The following is a 21,853-nucleotide window of genomic DNA, read 5'->3' as shown; positions in this document are numbered from 1 at the left end:
TCGGGTGACGGGCCGTCTCGCGTACCGCCGCACCTTGGGGCACGGTGGAGTGACGCGTGACGCGCCCGTCACGGCCGAGAGGAGTACCCGCATGTCCAACCACACGTACCGGGTCACCGAGATCGTCGGCACCTCTCACGAGGGCATCGACCAGGCCATCCGCAACGGCGTCGCCCGCGCCGCGCAGACCCTGCGCAGCCTCGACTGGTTCGAGGTGACACAGGTCAGGGGCCAGATCGAGAACGGGCAGATCGAGCACTACCAGGTCGGCCTGAAGGTCGGCTTCCGCATCGAGGACGAGGACTGACCGCCGGCGCTACCGTGGGCGCACCGCGTAGGTCAGGTGCGTCACCCGCGACGACGACTGCGAACGAAGCGGCTCCAGCGCGATCCTGGAAGCGTCCACGCCGTCGAACAGGCGGGTGCCGGTACCGAAGAGCACCGGTGACAGCGTGACCGAGAACTCGTCGACCAGGCCCGCGTTCAGGTACTCCAGGATCGTCGCGCCGCCGCCGGCGATACGGACGTCGCGGTCCCCGGCGGCCTCGCGGGCCTGGTCGAGGGCGTGCTCGATGCCGTCGTCGACGAAGTGGAACGTGGTGCCGCCGGGCCGCTCCCACGGGTCGCGCCTGGTGTGGGTCACGACGAAGACCGGGGTATGGAAGGGCGCCTCCTCCGGCCAGGACCGCTCGCCGAGGTCGAACATGCGCCTGCCCATGACGCTCGCGCCGGTCCGCTCGAACGTCTCACGCGCCATGTCGTTGTCGGGGCCCTCCTCGCCGCCCTCGCCCAGTTTCAGGTTCTCCCGGAAGAACCGCAGTGGGAACACCCACTGCTGCAGCTCCGTCCACTGCGCCAGCCAGCGCCGTACGTCCGGGTCGTCCCGTCTCCCGGGCGCGAAGAGCGTGTCCTGGTCGGGCACGGGCTCGGGTGCGACGAAGCCGTCCAGCGACATCGACACGCTGAAGAACACCTTCCCGGCCATCAGCCCTCGGCCCCCTTCGGCGCGAGGTCGGTGACGTAGGCCGCCAGGCTGCCCAGGGTCTGCTCGCCGCCCTCGATCGCGTGGTACTTCTCGGCCGCCTCGTCGCGCAGTTCCTTGGTGGGGAACACCGTGCGCATGACGATCCGGGTCGCCGCGCCGTCCGGCGCGAGGGTCAGGACCGACTCGAAGGCGTTCGGGTCGTCGCGGGTCTCACCGTGCAGCAGCTCGATCCGCTCCGGCGGGACGATCCCCGTCCAGCGGATCCACTCGGAGTAGTCGGTCCCGTCCGGCCCGTGCAGCACGAAGACCCACTCCCCGCCCTCACGGAACTCGAAGGACCGCGTGCTGGTGGTGAACCCGTCGGGGCCCCACCACCGCGACAGATGCCGGACCTCGGTGAACGCCTCGAACACCAGCTCCCGCGGGGCGTCGACGACCCGGGAGATCACGATCTCCCGGTCGGCCGTAGCCGACTCCGCCCCCGCCCCCGTCTCCTGCTTTGTCCCTGCCATCGGTCATTCCTCCTGCCGTGCCTGCTTGAGGTCCTGCACATAGCTGTCCAGCCGGTCGAAACTCTCGTTCCAGAACCGCTCGAATCCGCCGGCCCACTCGTGGACAGGCCGCAGCCCGCGGGCGTCCAGGCCGTACAGGCGCTGTTTGCCCGCCTCGCGGACCTTCACCAGCCCTACCTCCCGGAGCACCCGCAGATGCTTGGACGCCCCCGGCTGGCTCATCCCCAGCCGGTGCGCCAGCTCGGTCACCGGTCGCTCGCCCGCCCGCAGCAGTACCAGGATCTCCCTGCGCTGCGGCTCGGCGATCGCGTTGAAGACATCCGACGTCGTCGCTGCTCGTGCCATGGCAGCCATCGTATGCCGATATGGGAATGCGTCAAGCCTGGCGGGATCCGAGCACGTCCTGTCGGATGACGCGGGTCCGGCCCGCTCAGGTCCGGCCCTCCCCCTCCTGTGCCGCCTCCAGCGCGGCGGAGGGAGCGGTCCAGCGGGCCCGTACGACCCTGAACCCGGCCCGCTCGGCGTCGTCGCAGACCAGCTCGTCGTCGTCCACGAGAACCCGGATGTCCCGGTCCCTGGCGAGCCGCCTGAGGATCTCCAGCTTGGTGCGGCGGGCGGGCCTGCGGTCGTCGTTGCGCCGCATGAACACCCGTCCCTCGGGCAGCCCCTGCGCGTCGAGCCAGTCGAGCGTGTCGCGCCGGCAACGCTCGGGCCGCCCGGTCAGATAGACGACCTCGCACTCCTCGGCACACTCCAGCGCGAGCGCGACGCCCTCCGCCAACGGCGGGTCCTGTGACGCGGCGCCGAAGAAGCCGTCCCAGTCGCGCGGTTTGTGCTCCAGGAACCGCTGCCGGTGGGCCGTGTCGGCGAGGGTGTTGTCGAGGTCGAACACGGCGAGGGGCCGCCTGCTGTCAGCTGTCACCGGGCCACCTTAGACAGCCCCCGCACCCCGGCGACGGCCGCCCGAGGCCGTGGCCTCATGCTTCTCGTATGTCTGCCGTAACTCCCGCTCCCCGTACGTTCCTCATGGGCGCCGCCCGAGAACGGCCCTGCACCCTGGTCGTCTGCCGGGGCTGCTGCTGCGGCGACCCGCGCAAGCACCCGGGCACGGACCACGGCTGGCAGTTGGAACGGCTGCGGTCCGGTGCGGCCGAGCACGGTTTCGCGGTGCGTACGACGGACTGTCTCGGCCCGTGCGACCAGGCCAACGTGATCGTGGTGCAGCCGTCGGCCGCGGGACGGCGGGCCGGCGGGCGGCCGACCTGGGTCGGATTCGCGATGGACGACGACTGCACGGAGGAAGTGCTGCAGTGGGCGGCGGCGGGCGGACCAGGGCTCGCGGAGCCGCCCGTCACGCTGGAGCTGCAGTTCATCGCCCCGCCACGGGACGCCCGCGTCCGGTCCCGGCGGTAAGGGCTCCGAACGACTCGGGGAATGCCAGCGCCTCGCGGACGTTGAACCCCATGTGAGCTCCTTGATCGCCGCGACCCCTTTCTCCGTGCTCGACCGCTCCCGCACCCGCGAGGGGCACGCGCCCGCCGAGGCACTGCGCGACACCGTGGAGCTGGCGCGAGAGGTCGAGGGGCTGGGTTATCACCGGTTCTGGGTGTCGGAGCACCACGGTGTGCCCGGAGTCGCCGGTTCCGCGCCGACCGTGCTGGCCGCCGCCGTCGCCTCGGCCACCCGGACCATCCGCGTCGGGACGGGCGGGGTGATGCTGCCCAACCACCAACCCCTGGTCGTGGCCGAGCAGTTCGGGGTGCTGGAGTCACTGTTCCCGGGCCGGATCGACATGGGCCTGGGCCGCTCGGTCGGCTTCACCGACGGCGTGCGCAAGGCTCTGGGCCGCGACAAGGACGACGCCGACGACTTCGCCGGACAACTCGACGAACTCCTCGGCTGGTTCCGCGGCACCTCCCCCACCGGCGCGCACGCACGGCCCTCGGAGGGTCTCGCCGTCCCGCCGTTCGTGCTCGCGATGGGCGAGGGGGCCGACATCGCGGCCCGGGCCGGTCTGCCGATGGTGATCGGTGACCTGCGCAACCGGGAGAAGATGCGGCGCGGCATCGACCACTACCGCGCCCGGTTCCGCCCTTCCCCCTGGACCACCGAGCCGTATGTCGTCGTCTCGGGCACGATCGCCGTGGCCGCCACCCCCGAGGCCGCCCGCCGGCTCCTCGTCCCGGAGGCCTGGTCGATGGCGTACTCACGCACCCACGGCACGTTCCCGCCGCTGCCGCCCGCCGAGCGGGTGGAGGAACTGGCCATGTCCGACAAGGAGTCCGGCTTCTACGAGGCCGGGCTCACCGGACAGCTCGCGGGCACCGAGGAACAGGTGGCCCACGAGCTGGAGACGGTGCTGAAGGAGACGGGGGCCGACGAGGTCCTCGTCACCACCAGCACCTACGACCGCGAAGCCCTGCTGGACTCCTACCGGCGGCTCGCCCGCGTCGCCTCGCTCACAGGGGTCACGGGGTGAGCACCATCCGGAAGCGCGCGGCCCCGGACAGCATCCGCTCGTAGGCCTCGCCGACCTGGTCCAGGGGCACGGTCTCCACCATCGGGCGGATGCCGTGCAGAACGCTGAAGGCCAGCGTGTCCTGCACGTCCTGCGCGGTGCCGGACGGATGACCCCGAACCACCTTGCCGGGCATGATCAGTTGGAACGGGCTGATCCCCAACGGCGCGTTGTCCGCCCCGATGACCACCAGTTCACCGCGGTGCCTCAGCCCCTCCACCGTCGCCGCGGCGGCGTCGGCGTTGCCCGCGGTGGCCAGGACCACCTTCGCGCCGCCCAACGCCCGCAGCGCCTCGGCGACTTCCGTGTCCGCCGTGCTGTCGACGTAGTGGTGCGCGCCCAGCTGCTTGGCGAAGTCGGCCTTTTCGGCGCCGCGCGCGATCGCCACGGTCTCGAATCCCATCGCGACCGCGTACTGCACACCCAGGTGACCGAGACCGCCGAGTCCGAGTACGGCCACCAGGTCGCCCGGCCCCGCCGAACTGTGCCGCAGCCCGTTGAAGGTGGTCACACCCGCGCAGCCCATGGGCGCGGCGGCACTGGCCGACAGTCCCTCGGGGATCCTGGCGAGCGCGTCGATGGGCGCGATCGTCATCTCGGCGAAGCCGCCGTCGTACGCCCAGCCGGGCACCTTCAGGTTCTCGCAGACGATGAAGTCGCCCTGCCGGCAAGGGGTGCAGTGGCCGCAGCTGCCGCCGAACCAGCCGACCGCCACCCGGTCGCCGACCCGCCAGCCCCGGTCCGAGGTGCCCTCGCCGAGCGCGTCGATCCGCCCGGCGATCTCGTGCCCGGTGACGAGCGGGAAGCTCACGCCGGGCACTCCGGCGTCGACGAAGAAGGTGTCGCTGTGGCAGATCCCGCAGGCCTCCACGGCGATCCGTACATGGCCGGGGCCGGGCTGCTGCACGTCACGCTCGACAATCGTGAACTCACCGCCGGCGGCACCGACTTGGGCGACTCGACAACTGCTCATACCTGTCTCCCGGAGGGATGCGATTACGGCCTGGCCGGGCGCCGGACGGTGGGGCGCAGGCGACTGTGCGGCGCGACCGCTTTCCGTGTCTTCCAACGTGGCACAGCACGGACACCACCGCATCCCCGCCGGTCAGCGGGCGTCACCCGCCGAGGTCGCATAGACTCGCCAGGTCATGCACAGCCCCCACGACCCCTACGTCCGCGTCCGCGGCGCCCGCGAGCACAATCTCCAGGGCGTCGACGTCGACATCCCTCGGGACGTGCTGGCCGTGTTCACGGGCGTCTCCGGCTCCGGAAAGTCGTCCCTCGCCTTCGGCACGATCTACGCCGAGGCACAGCGCCGATACTTCGAGTCGGTCGCGCCGTACGCCCGCAGACTGATCCACCAGATCGGCGCCCCGAAGGTCGGCGAGATCACCGGACTCCCGCCCGCCGTCTCGCTCCAGCAGCGCCGATCGACCCCCACCTCCCGCTCCTCGGTGGGCACGGTCACCAACCTCTCCAACTCTCTCCGGATGCTGTTCTCCCGCGCCGGCGACTACCCGCCCGGCGCCGAACGCCTCGACTCGGACGCCTTCTCCCCCAATACGCCGGCGGGCGCGTGCCCCGAGTGCCACGGCCTCGGCCGGGTGCACCGCACGACCGAGGAGTCCCTGGTCCCCGACCCCTCCCTCTCCATCCGCGAAGGCGCGATCGCCGCCTGGCCGGGCGCCTGGCAGGGCAAGAACCTGCGCGACATCCTCGACACCCTCGGCCACGACGTGGACCTGCCGTGGCGCGAACTGCCCGCCGAGCAGCGGGAGTGGATCCTGTTCACGGACGAGCAGCCGGTGGTCACCGTCCATCCGGTCCGGGACGCCGACCGTATCCAACGCCCGTACCAGGGCACGTACATGAGCGTCCGCCGCTACGTCATGAAGACCTTCGCGGACACGAAGAGCCCCACGCTCCGGGCCAAGGCGGAACGCTTCCTGACCAGCTCCCCCTGCCCGGTCTGCGGAGGCAGCAGACTGCGCGCCGAGTCCATGGCGGTGACCGTCGCGGGCCGCACAATCGCCGACCTGGCGGCACTCCCCCTCACGGAACTGGCGGGCACGCTCGACGGAACCTCGGAGGCGGCACGCGTCCTCACCGAGGACCTCACGTCCCGTATCGCCCCCGTCCTCGAACTCGGCCTCGGCTACCTCAGCCTGGACCGCGCGACCCCCACCCTCTCCGCCGGCGAACTCCAACGCCTGCGCCTGGCAACGCAGTTGCGCTCCGGTCTCTTCGGTGTCGTCTACGTCCTCGACGAACCGTCCGCCGGACTGCACCCCGCCGACACCGAGGCCCTGCTCACGGTGCTGGACCGACTGAAGGCGGCGGGCAACTCGGTGTTCGTGGTGGAGCACCACCTCGACGTGATGCGTGCCGCCGACTGGCTGGTGGACGTGGGTCCGCTGGCCGGCGAGCACGGCGGGCGGGTGCTGCACAGCGGCCCGGTGGCCGAGCTGGCGAAGGTGAGGGAGTCGGCGACAGCCCGCTTCCTCTTCGACCACTCCCCCGTAGCCGCTCTCGACGTCCGTTCACCGCGAGGCGAGTTGAAGGTGGGGCCGATCACCCGGCACAACCTGCGGGACGTGACCGCGGAGTTCCCGCTGGGCGTGTTCACCGCCGTCACCGGCGTGTCCGGCTCCGGAAAGTCCACGCTGATCGGCGAGATCACCGAGGAACTGCCGGGCGTGGGACGCCTGGTGTCGGTCGATCAGAAACCGATCGGCCGCACCCCGCGCTCGAACCTCGCCACCTACACCGGCCTCTTCGACGTCGTCCGCAAGGTGTTCGCCGCCACCGACGAGGCACGGCAACGGGGTTACGGCGTAGGGCGGTTCTCTTTCAACGTGCCGGGCGGGCGCTGCGAGACCTGCCAGGGCGAGGGATTCGTCAGCGTCGAACTGCTCTTCCTCCCGAGCACCTACGCGCCCTGCCCCGACTGCGGCGGAGCCCGCTACAACCCCGAGACCCTCCAGGTGACCTACCGGGGACGGAACATCGCGCAGGTCCTCGACCTGACGGTGGAGGCCGCGGCCGACTTCTTCGCGGACACGGACATTCCGGCCGTGGCCCGCAGCCTCACCACACTCCTGGACGTCGGCCTCGGCTATCTGCGGCTGGGCCAGCCCGCCACCGAACTCTCCGGCGGGGAGGCCCAACGCATCAAGCTGGCAAGCGAGTTGCAGCGCACCCGACGCTCCCACACCCTCTACCTCCTCGACGAACCGACCACCGGCCTCCACCCGGCCGACGTCGAGGTCGTGCTACGCCAACTCCACGGACTGGTCGACGCGGGCCACACCGTGGTCGTGGTCGAACACGACATGGCGGTGGTGGCGGGCGCGGACTGGGTGATCGACATGGGTCCAGGTGGAGGGGAGGACGGCGGCAGGGTTGTGGCAACGGGCCCGCCGAGGAAGGTATCGAGGGCAGCAGAGAGCACGACGGCCCCCTACCTGGCAAACGCCCTCGCACAGACGCCCTTGTCTTAGGGGCGCGGGAAACTGCGCGCCCGGCCCCACACACCCGCAGCCGGACGACTACCCCTTCAGCCCGGCCACCAACTCACGCGGCAACCCATGCGTGTCGTGCAGATAGAGATAGTCATCCTCAGTCAGCGACCCCCGAAACTCCGGCCGCGACAACACCCGCCGCCCCCGCTCCAGAAGCAGACCGAACCGCCGCTCCTCGTCCATCAACACGCCCCGCACAACATCGACACCGACCGACTGCCGGAAATGGTCAAGCGTGTGCTCGACAAGGTCCACCGGCAGATCACCCAGGGTGCGCGAAGGATCATCGCGCCGCAGAACCGTGAGCAACCGCCGCACCAGCCGCCGTAGGACGTACCCCCGCCCGGTGTTGGAGGGCCGCACCCCGTCTCCGAGGACCACGACGCTCGACCGCAGATGGTCGCAGACCACCCGCACCGACTGCTCGTCCAGATCCCACAGCGGTGGAACCAGCCGCATCCACGGCTCGAACAGATCCGTCTCATGGACCGAGCGGCACCCCTGGAGGACGGAGACGAACCGCTCCAGCCCCATGCCCGTGTCGACGTTGACCTGCCGCAGCGGTACGAGCCCGCCGTCCTCGCCGCGTTCGTAGCGCATGTGCACGTGGTTCCAGATCTCCATCCAGCGCGAGTCGGTGGTCGGGCTCCCCTCCGGCGGGCCGTCGCCGGTCCAGAAGAAGATCTCCGAGTCGGGGCCGCACGGGCCGGTCGGACCGTTGGACCACCAGTTCTCGTCCCGCGTCGGCTCCACGGGCAGGCCCAACTCCCGCCAGGTGCACAGGGATTCGCGGTCGGGGCCGAGCTGTTCGTCGCCGCCGAACACCGTGACGTACAGCTTCTCGCGCGGGATGCCGAAGCCGTCCCGCAGCAGCTCGTAACCCCAGCGCAGGCTCTGCGGATGGTCGTAGTCGCCCAGCGACCAGGAGCCGAGCATCTCGAACACGGTCAGGTGGGTGAGGTCGCCGACCTCGTCGAGGTCGGTGGTGCGCAGACAGCGCTGGACGTTCACCAGGCGCCGCCCATCGGGGTGCGGGCGGCCCTGGAGGTACGGCGTGAGCGGGTGCATGCCGGAGGTGGTGAACAGGACCGGGTCGGACGGCGGCGGCAGGAGGGTGCTGCCGGTGATCGGCTCGTGTCCGCGCTCGCGGTAGAAGTCGAGGAACGTGCGGACGACGTCGTCGGTGTTCATGGCGGTGGGTCCTTCGGGTCGGGTGGGGACCGGAAAGGAACCGCGGGGGGACCTGCGAAGAGGCTGGAAACGACACGTCCCGGCGGTCCGTTTCCGGCCGCCGGGAGAGGTTGGGTGAGGTCAGGCGTCGGCGGCCGGCGAGCTGGTCGCTCGCGCGGTCGCGGTGCCGGTGTGCCTGATGATCCTCATGGCCGCGACGCTAGCAGGACGCCTCCGCGTCGTCCTGCGAATTTTCGCCGGGGTCCGCGCCACCGAGGTGCAGTGGTCCGGGTGGTGGGCCCGGCCCGACACCCCGCTCTGCGCGGCGTGGGCGAGGGAGCGGCGGTCGGGGTGGCTGCCGGGCGCTATGGTCTCCCCCACCTCGACGTCGGCGACCAGTCCGCGCGTCGACACCACCCGCCACACCGAGGTGAGCAGCGAGTCGCTGCCGACGAAGGCGGGGGCCGTGCTGGCCGTACCGCCGTCGGTCCGGTAGTGCAGGCCGACCGGCTGGACGGGAACTCCGGCGTCCAGCGCGGCCTGGAAGACGGCCCGCCGGAAGTGTCCCTGGGCCAGGCCGCACCAGGTGCTGCCCTCGGGAAAGACGGCGACCGCTCCCCCGGCGCGCAGGGCGCCCGCGATGGAGGCGACCGTCTCGGGCAGGGCGCGCAGCCGGTCGCGGTCGATGAACAGGGCGCCGCTGCCCGCAGTGAGTGTCCCGGCGACGGGCCAGTGCCGGATCTCGGCCTTGGCCAGCATGCGGGCCGGTCGTACGGCAGCCATCAGCGGGATGTCCAGCCACGAGATGTGGTTGGCGACCAGCAGCAGTCCGCCGGTGGGCGTGGTGCTGCCGGTGATACGGAGCCGGATGCCGGCGGCGCGGACGATCGTCCGGCACCACCAGCGCACCGCGCGGGCCGGGACGCGTCCGCCGATGGGGGTGAGGGCGGCCCCGGCTGCCACCACGACCAGTACGGCCACGAATCTCAGCACGGCGCGCGGTACGGCCGTGACGGACCCCGTCGACCCGATGCACGTCCTGGGGGTGCAGGGCGCGCTGGGCAGCCAGACGCTCATCAGGCCGGGACGAGCGAGAGGAAGTGCCGCAGATAGCGCGGGTTGACCCGGCGCATCGACAGCAGCACGTACAGGTCGGCGACCCCGAAGTCCGGGTCGTGGGCGGGCTCGCCGCAGACCCAGGCGCCGAGGCGGACGTATCCGCGCAGCAGCGGCGGGAGTTCGACGCGGTCGGTGGGGCGGGTGACGCCGTCCGGGCTCCAGGGCAGCAGGGGGCGTACCCGGAACTCCTCGGGGGCGAGGTGCTTGGCGCCGACCCGGTCCCAGGTGCCGGCGGCGAGGGCGCCTCCGTCGGCGAGCGGAATCGAGCAGCAGCCGGCGAGCCATTCGTGGCCGCGGTCCACCATGTAGCGGGCTATGCCGGCCCAGATGAGGCCGATGACCGTGCCGTCGCGGTGGTCGGGGTGGACACAGGAGCGGCCGACCTCGACGAGGCCCGGGCGGATCGGGTCGAGGGGAGCGAGGTCGAACTCGCTCTCCGAGTAGAGCCGTCCGGCGACCGCCGCGCGCTCCGGCGGCAGCAGCCGGTAGGTGCCGACCACCTGCCCGGTGGCCGTGTCGCGGACGAGGAGGTGGTCGCAGAAAGCGTCGAAGGCGTCCACGTCCAGGCCGGGCTGCGGGCTGGACAGGTGTGCGCCCATCTCCCCGGCGAAGACGTCGTGCCGCAGCCGCTGCGCGGCCCGCACCTCGTCCGCGTCGCGGGCGAGCGTGACGGTGTAGCGGGTCGGCGCGGCGGGCTGCGCGGGACGGTCGAGGGTGGAAACGCCGGTCATGGCTCTCCCTGATCACGGGCCGGGTGCGGCGGAGGAACAAGCTGGCCGGTTCCGTATGTCCGGTCGCAACAGTTCTTCCGATGCCGGGCGTCCTGCGCGTGACCTGTGCCCGGAGCAGGGATGTGGGGTTGTTGAACGGCGTCCCCGCATCCGGGCCCTCAGGGTGTGCCGGTCATTTCGGCGGGGCGCACCGCCCCAGCCACTCCTGGACCTCGTCGGCGCCGAGCACCCGCTCCAGCACCAGGTCACCGGCCATCCCGGGGAAGAAACGGCCCGCGGGCCAGCCGCGTCGGTACGGCGGCGGATCGAGGACCACCACCCGCGCGCCTTCAACGACCGGGATGTCGGCGGGAGTTCCCTCGTTCCACACCCATTCGCCGCCAGGGGTAACGAGGTTGAAGGACCCGGTGGTCGGCACCTGCCCCGGGGCGTCCCGGCACACGGCCGCCTCCTGCGCCGAGGGCGCCTCCCCCGGCACGTGTCCGCCGCCGACGAGGACGTCGGCGAGGAGCGTGTGCAGCTGGAAGTTGTCGCCGATGCCGGTCATGCGGAGCAGATATCCGGTGCCGGTGGGGCGGTGGAGGGCGAGGAGGGGTTCTTCGTCGAGGACGAGGAGGGCGTAGTGCAGGCATTTGAATTCGTCGCCGGACGCCTCGCGTATCTCGTGCAGGGCGCTCAGGAGGCCGAGGCGGGTCTCGGGCGGGAGTGTGGTGCGCACCGCCGGACGGTTGAGCATGGCCACCGAGGCCATCTCCCACTGCTGCAAGGTGATCCAGCCGACGGCGGCGTCCTGTCCGACCCGTTCGAGGGCGGCCTCGGTGAGGGCGGCCGGGTCGGGATCGGGCAAGTCTCCGCCGCCGGTCGCCGCCCAGCGTGCGCAGAACTCCTTGGCGACACCGAGTACTTCGGCCAGCCCCTCGAAGATGTGCGGGGCGCAGGCGCCGGCGTCCGCGCCCCGCTCGACACAGGCGCCGACCAGTACGGCGACCAGGGCGCGGGGCCCGGGCGGCACCGTCGGCAGCAGTGCGGCGAGGCGTGGGCCGACCTGGGCGAGATCGTCGTCCCGCGCGTGCTCGAAGTGCCGCTGTATCTCCTGCATCGCCTGCTGCGAACGCTCGCCGTCCCCCTGGCGCACGGCGGTCTCGAAGCCCACCACCGCGTCGAGGAACCGTGCCCTCCCCTTGCCTGTGAAGATCATGTGGGCAGCCTACCGAGGGGGCGATGCCTGGCGGGACCGGGGATGAGCACCACTCCCGGTCCCGCCCGTCCGCATCTTGTCGGCGAACGTTCTTGTGCTGCGAGCGAGTTCAGCGCTTGGCGCCCTGGCGCGTCGCCCGCAGCCACTCCTTGTTCATGCTGGTGATGGAGACCAGCGGGATGCCCTTCGGGCAGGCGGTGGCGCATTCGCCGGCCAGGGTGCAGCCGCCGAAGCCCTCGTCGTCCATCTGCGCCACCATGTCGAGGACGCGGGTCTCGCGCTCGGGGGCGCCCTGCGGGAGCACGTTGAGGTGGTTGATCTTGGCCGAAGTGAACAGCATCGCGGCCCCGTTGGGACACGCGGCCACGCACGCCCCGCAGCCGATGCACTCGGCGTGCTCGAAGGCGAAGTCGGCGTCCGGTTTGGGTACGGGAGTGGCGTGCGCCTCGGGGGCCGCACCCGTCGGCGCGGTGATGTAGCCGCCCGCCTGGATGATCCGGTCGAAGGCCGAGCGGTCCACGACGAGGTCCTTGACGACCGGGAAGGCGGATGCGCGCCACGGCTCGACGTCGATCGTGTCGCCGTCCTGGAAGGACCGCATGTGGAGTTGGCAGGTGGTGGTGCGCTCGGGGCCGTGCGCGTCGCCGTTGATGACCAGACTGCACGCGCCGCAGATGCCCTCGCGGCAGTCGTGGTCGAAGGCGACCGGGTCCTCGCCCTTGAGGATGAGTTCCTCGTTGAGGGTGTCGAGCATCTCCAGGAAGGACATGTCGCTGGAGATTCCGTCCACTTGGTAGGTGGACATGGCGCCTTCGGCGTCGGCGTTCTTCTGCCGCCAGACGCGCAGGGTGAGCTTCATGCGTAGCTCCGCTGAGTGGGGTGGACGTACTCGAAGACCAGGTCTTCCTTGTGCAGCACGGGAGATGAGCCCGTACCGGTGAACTCCCAGGCGGCGGCGTAGCTGAACTCCTCGTCCCTGCGCGCCGCTTCGCCGTCCGGGGTCTGCGACTCCTCGCGGAAGTGGCCGCCGCAGGATTCGGCGCGGTTGAGTGCGTCGAGGCACATCAGTTCGGCGAGTTCGAGGTAGTCGACGACACGGTTCGCCTTCTCCAGCGACTGGTTGAACTCCTCGCCGGTGCCAGGGACCTTGATCCGCCGCCAGAACTCCTCGCGGATCTGCGGGATGCGTTCCAGCGCCTTGCGCAGTCCGCTGTCGGTGCGGGCCATTCCGCAGAACTCCCACATGAGTTCGCCGACTTCGCGGTGGAAGGAGTCGGGGGTGCGGTCGCCGTCGACGGAGAGGAGCAGGTCGAGGCGGTCCTCGGTCTCGGCCAACACCTCCTGCACGGCAGGGTGTTCGGCGGTGATGTCCTCGTGTCCCGGGTGCCGCGCGAGGTAGTCGTTGATGGTCGCAGGGAGCACGAAGTAGCCGTCGGCGAGGCCCTGCATCAGCGCGGAGGCGCCCAGGCGGTTGGCGCCGTGGTCGGAGAAGTTGGCCTCGCCGATCGCGAACAGGCCGGGGATCGTGGTCTGGAGGTCGTAATCGACCCAGAGGCCGCCCATCGTGTAGTGCACGGCGGGATAGATCCGCATCGGGACCGTGTACGGGTCCTCGGCGGTGATCCGGGCGTACATGTCGAAGAGGTTCCCGTACTTCTCCTCGACGGCCTTGCGGCCCATCCGCGCGATGGCGTCGGCGAAGTCGAGGTAGACGCCCTGTCCGCCGGGGCCCACGCCCCTGCCCTCGTCGCAGACGTTCTTCGCGGCTCGGGAGGCGATGTCGCGCGGCACGAGGTTGCCGAAGGACGGGTAGATGCGCTCCAGGTAGTAGTCGCGCTCGTCCTCGGGGATCCGGTTCGCGGGGCGGGTGTCGCCCTTGGCCTTCGGCACCCAGATCCGGCCGTCGTTGCGCAGCGACTCGCTCATCAGGGTCAGCTTGGACTGGTGCTCGCCGGTGCGCGGGATGCAGGTCGGATGGATCTGCGTGAAGCACGGGTTGGCGAAGAGCGCGCCGCGCCGGTGGGCGCGCCAGACGGCGGTGGCGTTGGAGTTCATGGCGTTCGTCGACAGGTAGAAGACGTTGCCGTAGCCGCCGCTGGCCAGGACGACGGCGTCCGCGAAGTAGGTGTCGATACGGCCGCTGATGAGATCGCGTGCCACGATCCCGCGCGCCTTCCCGTCGATGACGATCAGGTCGAGCATCTCGGTGCGCGGATGCATCTCGATGTTCCCGGCGGCGATCTGCCGGGACAGTGCCTGGTAGGCGCCGAGCAGGAGTTGCTGCCCTGTCTGGCCGCGGGCGTAGAAGGTGCGCGAGACCTGCACCCCGCCGAAGGAGCGGGTGTCGAGCAGACCGCCGTACTCCCGCGCGAACGGCACGCCCTGCGCGACGCACTGGTCGATGATCTCGACGGAGATCTGCGCGAGGCGGTGGACGTTGGACTCTCGGGCCCTGAAGTCGCCGCCCTTGACGGTGTCGTAGAAGAGGCGGTGGACGGAGTCGCCGTCGTTGCGGTAGTTCTTCGCCGCGTTGATGCCGCCCTGGGCGGCGATCGAGTGGGCGCGGCGTGGGGAGTCCTGGTAGCAGAACTGGACCACGTGGTAGCCCTGTTCGGCGAGGGTGGCGCCGGCCGAGCCGCCCGCGAGGCCGGTGCCGACGACGATCACCGTGTGTTTGCGCCGGTTGGCGGGGTTGACCAGCTTGGCCTCGAAACGGCGGGTGTCCCAGCGCTCGTTGATCGGGCCGGTGGGCGCCTTGGTGTCGGTGACGGGGTCCCCGGTCGTGAAGTCCGCGTATTCAAGGGTCATTTCAGCTCACCACTCCGGTCATGACGCCCACGGGCACGGCGATGAAGCCGGCGGTGAGCAGCAGCGCGAGGACATTGGCGACGGTCTTCAGGGCGCGGTCACGGCTGCGGCTGCCCGCGCCGAGGGTCTGGGCCGCGCTCCAGAAGCCGTGCCGTACGTGCAGGCCGAGGGCGAGCATCGCGACGATGTAGACGGTGTCGCCGTACCAGGTGGAGAAGGTGTCCACGACGTTCTGGTACGGGTGGCCCTCCTGGAAGCCGCCGGAGTGCACGGTGCCGGTCGTCAGGTCGAGGATGTGCCAGACGATGAACAGGGCGAGGATGATCCCGCCCCAGCGCATGGTGCGGGTGGCGTAGGCCGCGCGGGGCTTCTTGTGGACGTACTTGCTGGGGCGCGCCCTGATGTCGCGGCGACTGAGCTGGTACGCGGAGACGGCGTGGGCGACCACGGCGACGACGAGGACGATCCGGATCAGCCAGAGCGTCCACTCGTAGTGCATGAAGGGTTCGCCGACGGTGCGCAGCCAGTGGGCGTAGTGGTTGAACTCCCCCGCGCCGAAGAAGATCTTCAGGTTCCCGATCATGTGGACGACCAGGTACAGCAGCATGATCAGGCCGCTGACCGCCATCACTGTCTTCTTACCGACGGAGCTGTCCCACACGGTGCGTGCCATGGACGGACGTCGGTCCGTCCGCGTTGCCAGAGCCATGTCCACGGACGTTAGGTGCCGGAGGGTGGATCGGTCCAAGACATGATCCGCCTTGATTCCATAGGCTGGGGCTATCGTGGCTGCATGCAGTTCCAACAGCTCCAGTACTTCGTGGCCGTCGCCGAGACCCGGCACTTCACCCGGGCCGCCGATCTGGTCCATGTCGCGCAGCCCTCGCTGTCCCAGCAGATCAAGGCGCTGGAGCGGGAGTTGGGGGCCGATCTGTTCCTGCGGGCCCGGGGCAACATCACGCTCACCGACGCGGGTGAGGCGCTGCTGCCGCTCGCGCGGCGCATCCTGGCCGACGCGGACACGGCCCGGCACGAGGTACTCGAACTGGTCCAGCTGCGCAGTGGCCGGGTCCGCCTCGGCGCGACCCCGAGCCTGTGCACGGGCCTGCTGCCGGACGTGCTGCGCGCCTTCCACTACCGGTATCCGGGCATCCGGCTGCTGATCGAGGAGGGCGGTTCGCACGATCTCGTACGGGAACTCGCGCGCGGCGCCCTGGACCTGGCCCTGGTGGTGCTGCCGCTGCCCACTCCGTCGCCGGCGCTGACCACGGTGGAGCTGCTTCGTGAGGACCTGGTCGTCGTGTCGTCACCGGAGACTCCGGCACCGGGCCGCGGGCGGACGGTGCGGATCTCCGATCTGGAGGGCGAGCGTCTGGTGATGTTCCGGCACGGCTACGACCTGCGCGAACTGACCGTCGCCGCGTGCCGCACCGAGGGCTTCGAGCCCGACTTCGCGGTGGAGGGCGGCGAGATGGACGCCGTGCTCGGCTTCGTACGGGCGGGGCTCGGCGTGGCCGTCGTACCGCGGATGGTCGCGACGAAGTCCGGGCGGGGGCTGCGGGTGACCTCGCTGGCCCGGCCCGGACTGCACCGGACGATCGCGCTGGCGCATCGCAGCGATGTGGCGCCGCCGCGGGCCGCCAGAGAACTGCAGCGGATGCTGCTGGAGCGCTGATCGTCCGTACGATGAACCTTTCGCGTACGAGGGGGGAACCAGAGATGCGAAGAACATGGCCGGCCGGTGTGCCGCTGGTCGGGCTGATACTCGCGGGGTGCGCGGGCTCGCCTGCCGACTCGGGGTGGCGAGCGTGGACCGCGTCCTACTCGGCTCAGGAGGGGCGCTGCGAGGCGACCAGTCATCAGCTCGTGTGCCGTACCGGCTCAGGTGGCTTCGTCGGGCGGTCGCAGGCCACCGGCAAGGTCAAGTGGACCGTCCCTCCGGCCGAGGGCGGCAAAGACGCCGACCTTGTCGTCGACTCGGCCGCCGAGCGGGCCGTGACCAGCTCCGGCGCGACGCTGAGCGCGGCCAATCTCCGTACGGGTAAAGCCGCTTGGACCCGTCAGCTGACCTACGGCTCCACCTTCCCGGTGGTCATCAGGGTGGCGGACGGGACCGTCTACGTGCTCGAGGCCCCGACGGAGGGCGCGAAGATCATCACCCTCGCCGCCTTCCGGGCCTCCGACGGCAAACCGCTGTGGCACCGCAGCATCGCGGCGGATCCGTACGGGGACATGGCCGTCTTCGGGGGCCGCGTCTACACCAGCGACGGCACCGAGGTAACCGCGCGCGACGCGCGTACCGGCGACACCGTGGCGGCCAGTCCCCGGGGCGTCGAGTGCGACTACCTCATCGCCGGCGGCCACTACCTCGTGTGCACCGGCAGCCCGTACTCCGCCGAGGACACCTTTCCGCCGCTCCAGCGCCTGGACCCCGGCACGCTCCGGCCACTGAAGACGGCCGAGGACACGGGAGACAAGCCCGAGCGCGGGGTGATCTCGTCCGACGGCGTGCTCGTGCTCTACGAGGACAGCGCGGAGGACCCGGGCGGGGGCTCCTGGAACGCGTACGACCTCGTCCACCCCAAGAGGCTGTGGAGCTACTACGACACCACGGAGGAGGGGGAGTTGGCGGGTGACCGGTTCCTCACCTTCACCCCGGGCAACGACGCCGCCGTCAGGGACCGGGTGATCTCGATCGACCTGCGCGCCGGTCCGAAGGGGACCGGCGACGCCGCGCCGCACCTGTCCCCGCGTTACTCACAGGCGAGGGGCGGCGAATACCCCAGGCTCGCCGTGCCGGGCGGTGACCCGGGCCATGTCGTCGTACAGGCGGGCACCCATCGCAGCCTGCGGTCGATCCCGCTGCCCTGAGGCAGGGGTCGCTCAGCCCGTCGCGTCCACCAGCGCCAGTTCGTGCAGCCGTTCCGGCGGGCCGGGGCGGGCGTAGTACCAGCCCTGGGCCGTGTCGCAGCCGAGTATCCGCAACTGCTCGGCCTGCGCCCCCGTTTCGACGCCCTCGACCGTCACCGCGAGGTTCAGGCTGTGGGCGAGGGAGACGATCCCCTCGACGATCTTGAGGTCGACGGGGTCGGCCGGGAACTGCTGCATGCCCTGGGTGAAGGAGCGGTCCAGTTTGAGGATGCTGACCGGCAGGCGGCGGAGGTTGGCGAGGTTGGAGTAGCCGGTGCCGAAGTCGTCGAGGGCGATGTCGACGCCCATCTCGGCCAGTTGGCGCAGCGGCTTCAGCAGGTCGTCGTCGGCGCCGATGAGCGCGGACTCGGTGACCTCCAGGCAGAGCGCGTCCGGAGTGACGCCCGCGCGCTCCAGGATGTCGACGGTGTCCTGCACCAGGCCGGGGTGGCTGAGCTGGCAGGGCGAGAGGTTGACGTTGATGCGCAGCGGTCCGGTGGCGTCGTTGCCGCCGTGTCGTTCCTGCCACTGCTTGGCCTGCCGGACGGACTGGTCGAGGACCCAGCGGCCCAACGGCACGATCAGGCCCGTGTGTTCGGCGAGCGGGATGAAGCGGTCGGGGCCGAGCACACCGTGCTGCGGATGCAGCCAGCGGACCAGGGCCTCGGCGCCGCGCACACTGCCGTCGCCGAGGTGGACCAGCGGCTGGTACTCGATGAAGAACTCGTTGCGGTCCAGGGCGGCCGGCAGCGCGGTGGTCAGGCCGTGCCGGGTGATGACGCGGGCGTCGGCCTCGGGGTCGGCGAGTTCGAAGCGGTTGCCGCCCGCCGACTTGGCCCGGTACATCGTGATGTCGGCGCTGCGCAGCACCTCCGCCGGACCGCGCTCGCCGGCCGGGCCCTCGACGATGCCGATGGAGCCGCGCACGGTGAGGTCACGGCCGTCGATGCTGACGGGGGTGATCAGCGCGTTCATGATGCGGCCGGCGAGTTCGTCGACCTCGCGCTCGGTGTCGGGTCCCGTGGTCAGCGCCACGAACTCGTCGCCGCCGAGCCGGGCGACCATCTCGCCGGGTGCGGTCGCGCAGGACTGGAGCCGGTCGGCGACCTCGACGAGCAGCCGGTCGCCGGCCGCGTGGCCGAGGCTGTCGTTGATGGTCTTGAAGCCGTCGAGGTCGAGGTAGCAGAGCCCGAACCGCTGGTTGTCGCCCGCGCCGAGCGCCTTCTCCAGGCGTTCGAAGAACAGGGTGCGGTTGGGGAGGCCGGTGAGGGCGTCGTGGGTCGCCTCGTAGCGCAGCCGCAGGTTCAGCAGCCGGCGCTCGGTGGTGTCCTCCATGAGAGCGAGCTGGTACTGCGGGTTGCCGTCGGCGTCGCGCAGCAGGGAAACGGTGAGGTTGGTCCACAGGACCGTTCCGTCAGGCCGGTAGAACGCCTTCTCGACGTGGTAGTGCTCGCGCTCGCCGCGGACGAGTTCGTCGTAGAGGGTCCAGGTCTGGGGCGCGTCGTCCGGGTGGGTCCACTCGCGGACGTTGCGTCCGCCCATGGTCTGGTCGGAGATCCCGAACATGCGCAGCAGCGCGCCGTTGACCTGGAGGATGTTGCCTTCGAGGTCGGCCATGCCGATTCCTATGGCCGCGCCCTCGAAGACCGCGCGGAAGCGGGCCTCCGTCGCGTGCAGGGCCTGGGCGACCACGCCCTGGGCCTGGAGTGCGGCCACCGAGATGGCCTCCTGCTCGGCGAGGGTGCGCTCGCGCAGCTCCTGGGCGAAGCCGGCGGCCATGGCGTGCTGGAGGCGGGCCGAGCGGATCCGCAGGTCCTCCTGGGAGCCGTCGCCGCCGCAGTAGAGCACCAGGTAGGCGTCGACGCACTCCAGGGTCCGGCTGAGGGCGTCCGGGTCGGTGCAGTGCGCGGCGACGAGGGCGGCGCCGACCTGCTTGCCCTCCTCTGCCTCGAAGGTCCTGGCGCGCAGCGCGTCGCTCAACCGCCGTGCCAGCGGCAGGAGCAGCTCCTCGAACTCCGGCCGGGTCAGCGAGGTCGAGGTCGCCGGGAACACCGCCCGGCTCCAGATGGTCGCGAACCTGCGCAGTCTGTCCTCCGGCCCGTCCGGCTCCGCGATCACGCCGTGCGTCCTACGCCGGCGAAACCGGAGAAGGAAAACGGATCCTCGTCCTCCGGTGCGGTGTCGGGCCGCCAGTCCGGCATCGGCACCAGTCCGGGTTCCACCATGTCGTACCCCTCGAAGAACCGCGCGATCTCCTCGCGCGAGCGCATGATCAGCGGATTGCGAATGTCCTTGTACACGTCGACCGCGCCCTCCGCCCGCTCCGGTGGCAACGGGATTCCCTCGTACGAGGCATGCGTGAGGATCAGCAGGCTGCCGGGCGCGAGTGCGTCGCGCAGCTCTGCCACCGCTCTGTACGGGTCGTCCGCGTCTTCCACGAAGTGCAGTATGGCAACGAGAAGGAGGGCCACTGGCCGATTCACGTCGATCAGGCGCTGCACCTCGTCGCTCGCCAGGATCTCCTGGGGCTTGCGGAGGTCGGCCGCGACGACGTCCGCGGTCGCGTTGCCCGCGAGGACGGCCTGGCTGTGCGCGACCGCCACCGGGTCGTGGTCGACGTACATGACATGGGCGCCCGGGCTGGCCTCCTGGGCCACCTCGTGGACGTTTCCGAAGGTGGGAATTCCGGAGCCGATGTCGAGGAACTGGGTGATGCCCTCGGCCGCCGCGAAGCGTACGGCGCGACGCATGAACGCCCGGTTCGCCTGCATGATCTTGGGAAGTCCCGGGAGGAACTCCATGGCCTTGCGGGCCGCCTCCCGGTCGACCTCGAAGTTGTGCGAACCGCCCAGGTAGTAGTCGTAGATACGCGAAACGCTCGGCACCGAGATGTCGATGCTTCGTGGTGCCCAGGCGGGACGCTCCATGTATCTCTCCAAGGCTCAGGCGATCCGGTGTTCGAGCTGAGGCTACTGATCGCCCGCCAAAGGAGCGAGCGGAAACGGAAATTGACCGTCCGTTCCCGGTCACTGCCTGCGGCACGTGCCGAATTGATGTGCGGGGACATGCGGAGAGGCGCGCAGAATGCCGGAATTGCTGTACGGGGAATGTCAAAGCGGCCCGCCCCCTCCGTGCGGTGCGGAGGGGGCGGACCTGTGGTCGTACGCGCTGTTGTGTTCGGCACTCTTGTCGCTTGCCCGCGTCCCTCCCTTCCGCGTATCCGTTGCCGAGTGGGCGGGGGGCGATCAACCCTGGGGAGGTTCTCGCTACTCCGCGGGCGCGCCGACCGGCTTTCCTTCGGGCGAGACGGCGTACCAAGTGCCGCCCACGCCCTGGCCGTTGGTCTGTCCGGCGGCCGTGTCACCGGAGAAGGTGTAGATCGGCCAGCAGTTGACGGTCATCTGCTTGACGCCGTCGGGCCGGGTGAAGCCCATGAGGCCCTTCTTCTGCACGCCCTTGGTGTCGTTCGCCGAGACGATGCCGACGGCCGGCCACTTCTCCGCGCAGGCGCCGAGGCAGTTGGAGACGGACTTCGGCCACGCCTTGTCCTTGAGGAAGCGGTAGACCGTGTGGCCGTTCTTGTCGACGACGATGTCGCCGAGCTTGGCGTCCTTTCGGACGGAGAGGCCGGGCAGCGAGGCGAGGGTCGCCTTCTTGCCGTCGGGGGCGAGCGCGTACCACTTGCCGCCCACGCCCTGGCCGTTGACGTCACCGGCGTTGACGTCCTTGGCGTAACGGTAGGCGGGCCAGCCGCCGATGGTCAGCTGCTTGGTGCCGTCGGCGCGGGTCACCTCGCCGAGCAGGGACTTGTCGATACCGGCCCCGGCGGTGGCGTCGTCGGCGGGAACCGGCGGCCATGTGGTGGCGCAGTCGCCGTTGCAGTTGGACTTCGGCGGATTGGCCGTGTCGGCGTCGAAACGGTAGAGGGTGAGACCCGCTCCGTCGCTCAACACCTTTCCGAGATCGGGGTTGTTGGCAACGGTCAGCTGGCCCGCGGGCTCGGCCGCCGCGGCCTGCTGGCCGTCGGCTCCGTAGCCGTTGCTCGCGGCACTGGGGCTCGACGTAGCGGCCCCCACGCTGCCATAACCTCCGGCCGCCGCCGTGGCGCCGACGTTCTGTGCCGCAGAGGAAGGTGTGGTCACATTTTCCGAACCGCACGCCGCCGTCAACGCCATGACGGACACGGCCGTCGCCGCGAGTGAGGCGCTCCGCCAGGAGGTCTTCATCGTCAACTCCCCATAATCACCTGGATGTTGCAGCGCCCGTCTGTGCCGCCGCACGGTCCTAGGTACGGGTGGGGACCACGGAAGTGTTCAACGGCCGCACAAATTTCTTTCCGACACCTGTGACACGGCAGTCGCCTCGGATGTGCGTACGCATC

General features: G+C 70.5%; 21 protein-coding genes. 6 read left to right on the top strand and 15 right to left on the bottom strand.

From position 1 onward, the window contains the following. Window positions 1–91 precede the first annotated feature (91 nt). Window positions 92–307 (top strand): dodecin, encoded by a 216-nt coding sequence (locus AB0I51_RS22245; protein ID WP_019068358.1) that lies wholly within the window; start codon window positions 92–94, stop codon window positions 305–307. A gap of 9 nt (window positions 308–316) precedes the next feature. Here AB0I51_RS22245 and AB0I51_RS22240 read toward each other — a convergent pair whose 3' ends face one another. From AB0I51_RS22240 to AB0I51_RS22225, 4 genes are all read right to left on the bottom strand, one after another. Then, a complete protein-coding gene (locus tag AB0I51_RS22240; protein WP_362977655.1) occupies window positions 317–985 on the bottom strand; it encodes a dihydrofolate reductase family protein in 669 nt (222 codons plus the stop codon). Further along, window positions 985–1,497, bottom strand: coding sequence for an SRPBCC family protein (locus tag AB0I51_RS22235; RefSeq protein WP_362977653.1), 513 nt, complete (start codon window positions 1,495–1,497; stop codon window positions 985–987). The genes AB0I51_RS22240 and AB0I51_RS22235 overlap by 1 nt, the downstream gene beginning before the upstream one ends. Before the next feature lie 3 nt (window positions 1,498–1,500). Next, complete coding sequence (locus tag AB0I51_RS22230; RefSeq protein ID WP_362977651.1) at window positions 1,501–1,842, bottom strand: metalloregulator ArsR/SmtB family transcription factor; 342 nt, start codon at window positions 1,840–1,842, stop codon at window positions 1,501–1,503. An 85-nt stretch (window positions 1,843–1,927) separates the two neighbouring features. Continuing rightward, window positions 1,928–2,419, bottom strand: coding sequence for a hypothetical protein (locus AB0I51_RS22225; protein WP_362977649.1), 492 nt, complete (start codon window positions 2,417–2,419; stop codon window positions 1,928–1,930). Between the two features lie 68 nt (window positions 2,420–2,487). Here AB0I51_RS22225 and AB0I51_RS22220 point away from each other — a divergent pair, with 68 nt between their 5' ends. Both AB0I51_RS22220 and AB0I51_RS22215 read left to right on the top strand, forming a co-directional pair. Continuing rightward, window positions 2,488–2,910 (top strand): (2Fe-2S) ferredoxin domain-containing protein, encoded by a 423-nt coding sequence (locus tag AB0I51_RS22220; protein WP_362977647.1) that lies wholly within the window; start codon window positions 2,488–2,490, stop codon window positions 2,908–2,910. 52 nt (window positions 2,911–2,962) lie between these two features. Continuing rightward, complete coding sequence (locus AB0I51_RS22215) at window positions 2,963–3,976, top strand: LLM class flavin-dependent oxidoreductase (RefSeq protein ID WP_362977645.1); 1,014 nt, start codon at window positions 2,963–2,965, stop codon at window positions 3,974–3,976. On the opposite strand, the gene AB0I51_RS22210 is transcribed toward AB0I51_RS22215, so the two are convergent. Continuing rightward, window positions 3,966–4,988 (bottom strand): alcohol dehydrogenase catalytic domain-containing protein, encoded by a 1,023-nt coding sequence (locus AB0I51_RS22210; protein ID WP_362977643.1) that lies wholly within the window; start codon window positions 4,986–4,988, stop codon window positions 3,966–3,968. The two genes, AB0I51_RS22215 and AB0I51_RS22210, sit on opposite strands and share 11 nt — an antisense overlap. Window positions 4,989–5,163: 175 nt before the next feature. Between AB0I51_RS22210 and AB0I51_RS22205 the strand changes: the two genes are divergently transcribed. Beyond that, window positions 5,164–7,515: an excinuclease ABC subunit UvrA gene (locus tag AB0I51_RS22205; protein ID WP_362977641.1), complete on the top strand. Its 2,352-nt coding sequence runs from the start codon at window positions 5,164–5,166 to the stop codon at window positions 7,513–7,515. A 48-nt stretch (window positions 7,516–7,563) separates the two neighbouring features. Here the strand turns inward: AB0I51_RS22205 and AB0I51_RS22200 are convergent, their stop codons facing one another. From AB0I51_RS22200 to AB0I51_RS22170, 7 genes are all read right to left on the bottom strand, one after another. Further along, the gene (locus AB0I51_RS22200; protein WP_362977639.1) at window positions 7,564–8,727 is read right to left on the bottom strand and encodes an alanine--tRNA ligase-related protein; all 1,164 of its coding nucleotides are present in this window, start codon (window positions 8,725–8,727) and stop codon (window positions 7,564–7,566) included. 120 nt (window positions 8,728–8,847) lie between these two features. After that, a complete protein-coding gene (locus AB0I51_RS22195) occupies window positions 8,848–9,783 on the bottom strand; it encodes a lysophospholipid acyltransferase family protein (protein ID WP_362977637.1) in 936 nt (311 codons plus the stop codon). Next, window positions 9,783–10,556 carry a GNAT family N-acyltransferase gene (locus tag AB0I51_RS22190; RefSeq protein WP_362977635.1) on the bottom strand — a complete coding sequence of 258 codons (774 nt, stop codon included), beginning with the start codon at window positions 10,554–10,556 and terminating at the stop codon, window positions 9,783–9,785. Before AB0I51_RS22190 ends, AB0I51_RS22195 begins: the two co-directional genes overlap by 1 nt. Before the next feature lie 172 nt (window positions 10,557–10,728). Continuing rightward, on the bottom strand, window positions 10,729–11,754 hold the full coding sequence (locus tag AB0I51_RS22185; protein WP_362977633.1) for a hypothetical protein: 1,026 nt from the start codon (window positions 11,752–11,754) through the stop codon (window positions 10,729–10,731). A 109-nt stretch (window positions 11,755–11,863) separates the two neighbouring features. After that, entirely contained in the window at window positions 11,864–12,613 is a 750-nt protein-coding gene (locus tag AB0I51_RS22180) for a succinate dehydrogenase/fumarate reductase iron-sulfur subunit (RefSeq protein ID WP_362977631.1), read from the bottom strand. Continuing rightward, window positions 12,610–14,562, bottom strand: a complete 1,953-nt coding sequence (locus tag AB0I51_RS22175) for a fumarate reductase/succinate dehydrogenase flavoprotein subunit (protein ID WP_362977629.1) — start codon at window positions 14,560–14,562, stop codon at window positions 12,610–12,612. Before AB0I51_RS22175 ends, AB0I51_RS22180 begins: the two co-directional genes overlap by 4 nt. A gap of 1 nt (window position 14,563) precedes the next feature. Further along, window positions 14,564–15,235, bottom strand: a complete 672-nt coding sequence (locus tag AB0I51_RS22170; RefSeq protein WP_362977627.1) for a succinate dehydrogenase — start codon at window positions 15,233–15,235, stop codon at window positions 14,564–14,566. Window positions 15,236–15,355: 120 nt separating this feature from the next. Here AB0I51_RS22170 and AB0I51_RS22165 point away from each other — a divergent pair, with 120 nt between their 5' ends. Both AB0I51_RS22165 and AB0I51_RS22160 read left to right on the top strand, forming a co-directional pair. After that, window positions 15,356–16,237: a LysR substrate-binding domain-containing protein gene (locus AB0I51_RS22165; RefSeq protein ID WP_362977625.1), complete on the top strand. Its 882-nt coding sequence runs from the start codon at window positions 15,356–15,358 to the stop codon at window positions 16,235–16,237. Between the two features lie 44 nt (window positions 16,238–16,281). After that, window positions 16,282–17,433: a PQQ-binding-like beta-propeller repeat protein gene (locus AB0I51_RS22160; protein ID WP_362977620.1), complete on the top strand. Its 1,152-nt coding sequence runs from the start codon at window positions 16,282–16,284 to the stop codon at window positions 17,431–17,433. 12 nt (window positions 17,434–17,445) lie between these two features. On the opposite strand, the gene AB0I51_RS22155 is transcribed toward AB0I51_RS22160, so the two are convergent. From AB0I51_RS22155 to AB0I51_RS22145, 3 genes are all read right to left on the bottom strand, one after another. Next, window positions 17,446–19,590 carry an EAL domain-containing protein gene (locus AB0I51_RS22155; protein WP_362977618.1) on the bottom strand — a complete coding sequence of 715 codons (2,145 nt, stop codon included), beginning with the start codon at window positions 19,588–19,590 and terminating at the stop codon, window positions 17,446–17,448. Then, window positions 19,587–20,399, bottom strand: coding sequence for an SAM-dependent methyltransferase (locus AB0I51_RS22150; protein ID WP_362977616.1), 813 nt, complete (start codon window positions 20,397–20,399; stop codon window positions 19,587–19,589). The genes AB0I51_RS22155 and AB0I51_RS22150 overlap by 4 nt, the downstream gene beginning before the upstream one ends. 339 nt (window positions 20,400–20,738) lie before the next feature. Then, window positions 20,739–21,698 carry an SCO0930 family lipoprotein gene (locus AB0I51_RS22145; RefSeq protein ID WP_362977614.1) on the bottom strand — a complete coding sequence of 320 codons (960 nt, stop codon included), beginning with the start codon at window positions 21,696–21,698 and terminating at the stop codon, window positions 20,739–20,741. Between the last annotated feature and the right edge of the window lie 155 nt (window positions 21,699–21,853).

The sequence above is a fragment of the Streptomyces sp. NPDC050549 genome (assembly GCF_040655035.1).
GTDB lineage: Bacteria > Actinomycetota > Actinomycetes > Streptomycetales > Streptomycetaceae > Streptomyces.
The sequence above is the reverse complement of the archived record's forward strand: the minus strand, read 5'-3'. Positions and strand labels throughout refer to the sequence as shown.

Bases quoted from the DNA above. Each gene is read 5' to 3' on its own strand.
- AB0I51_RS22220 (WP_362977647.1), top strand. From the start codon at position 2,488: ATGTCTGCCGTAACTCCCGCTCCCCGTACGTTCCTCATGGGCGCCGCC.
- AB0I51_RS22150 (WP_362977616.1), bottom strand. From the start codon at position 20,399: ATGGAGCGTCCCGCCTGGGCACCACGAAGCATCGACATCTCGGTGCCG.
- AB0I51_RS22175 (WP_362977629.1), bottom strand. From the start codon at position 14,562: ATGACCCTTGAATACGCGGACTTCACGACCGGGGACCCCGTCACCGAC.
- AB0I51_RS22160 (WP_362977620.1), top strand. From the start codon at position 16,282: ATGCGAAGAACATGGCCGGCCGGTGTGCCGCTGGTCGGGCTGATACTC.
- AB0I51_RS22180 (WP_362977631.1), bottom strand. From the start codon at position 12,613: ATGAAGCTCACCCTGCGCGTCTGGCGGCAGAAGAACGCCGACGCCGAA.
- AB0I51_RS22190 (WP_362977635.1), bottom strand. From the start codon at position 10,556: ATGACCGGCGTTTCCACCCTCGACCGTCCCGCGCAGCCCGCCGCGCCG.
- AB0I51_RS22205 (WP_362977641.1), top strand. From the start codon at position 5,164: ATGCACAGCCCCCACGACCCCTACGTCCGCGTCCGCGGCGCCCGCGAG.
- AB0I51_RS22195 (WP_362977637.1), bottom strand. From the start codon at position 9,783: ATGAGCGTCTGGCTGCCCAGCGCGCCCTGCACCCCCAGGACGTGCATC.
- AB0I51_RS22145 (WP_362977614.1), bottom strand. From the start codon at position 21,698: ATGAAGACCTCCTGGCGGAGCGCCTCACTCGCGGCGACGGCCGTGTCC.
- AB0I51_RS22200 (WP_362977639.1), bottom strand. From the start codon at position 8,727: ATGAACACCGACGACGTCGTCCGCACGTTCCTCGACTTCTACCGCGAG.
- AB0I51_RS22245 (WP_019068358.1), top strand. From the start codon at position 92: ATGTCCAACCACACGTACCGGGTCACCGAGATCGTCGGCACCTCTCAC.
- AB0I51_RS22235 (WP_362977653.1), bottom strand. From the start codon at position 1,497: ATGGCAGGGACAAAGCAGGAGACGGGGGCGGGGGCGGAGTCGGCTACG.
- AB0I51_RS22210 (WP_362977643.1), bottom strand. From the start codon at position 4,988: ATGAGCAGTTGTCGAGTCGCCCAAGTCGGTGCCGCCGGCGGTGAGTTC.
- AB0I51_RS22170 (WP_362977627.1), bottom strand. From the start codon at position 15,235: ATGGCACGCACCGTGTGGGACAGCTCCGTCGGTAAGAAGACAGTGATG.
- AB0I51_RS22240 (WP_362977655.1), bottom strand. From the start codon at position 985: ATGGCCGGGAAGGTGTTCTTCAGCGTGTCGATGTCGCTGGACGGCTTC.
- AB0I51_RS22165 (WP_362977625.1), top strand. From the start codon at position 15,356: ATGCAGTTCCAACAGCTCCAGTACTTCGTGGCCGTCGCCGAGACCCGG.
- AB0I51_RS22230 (WP_362977651.1), bottom strand. From the start codon at position 1,842: ATGGCACGAGCAGCGACGACGTCGGATGTCTTCAACGCGATCGCCGAG.
- AB0I51_RS22185 (WP_362977633.1), bottom strand. From the start codon at position 11,754: ATGATCTTCACAGGCAAGGGGAGGGCACGGTTCCTCGACGCGGTGGTG.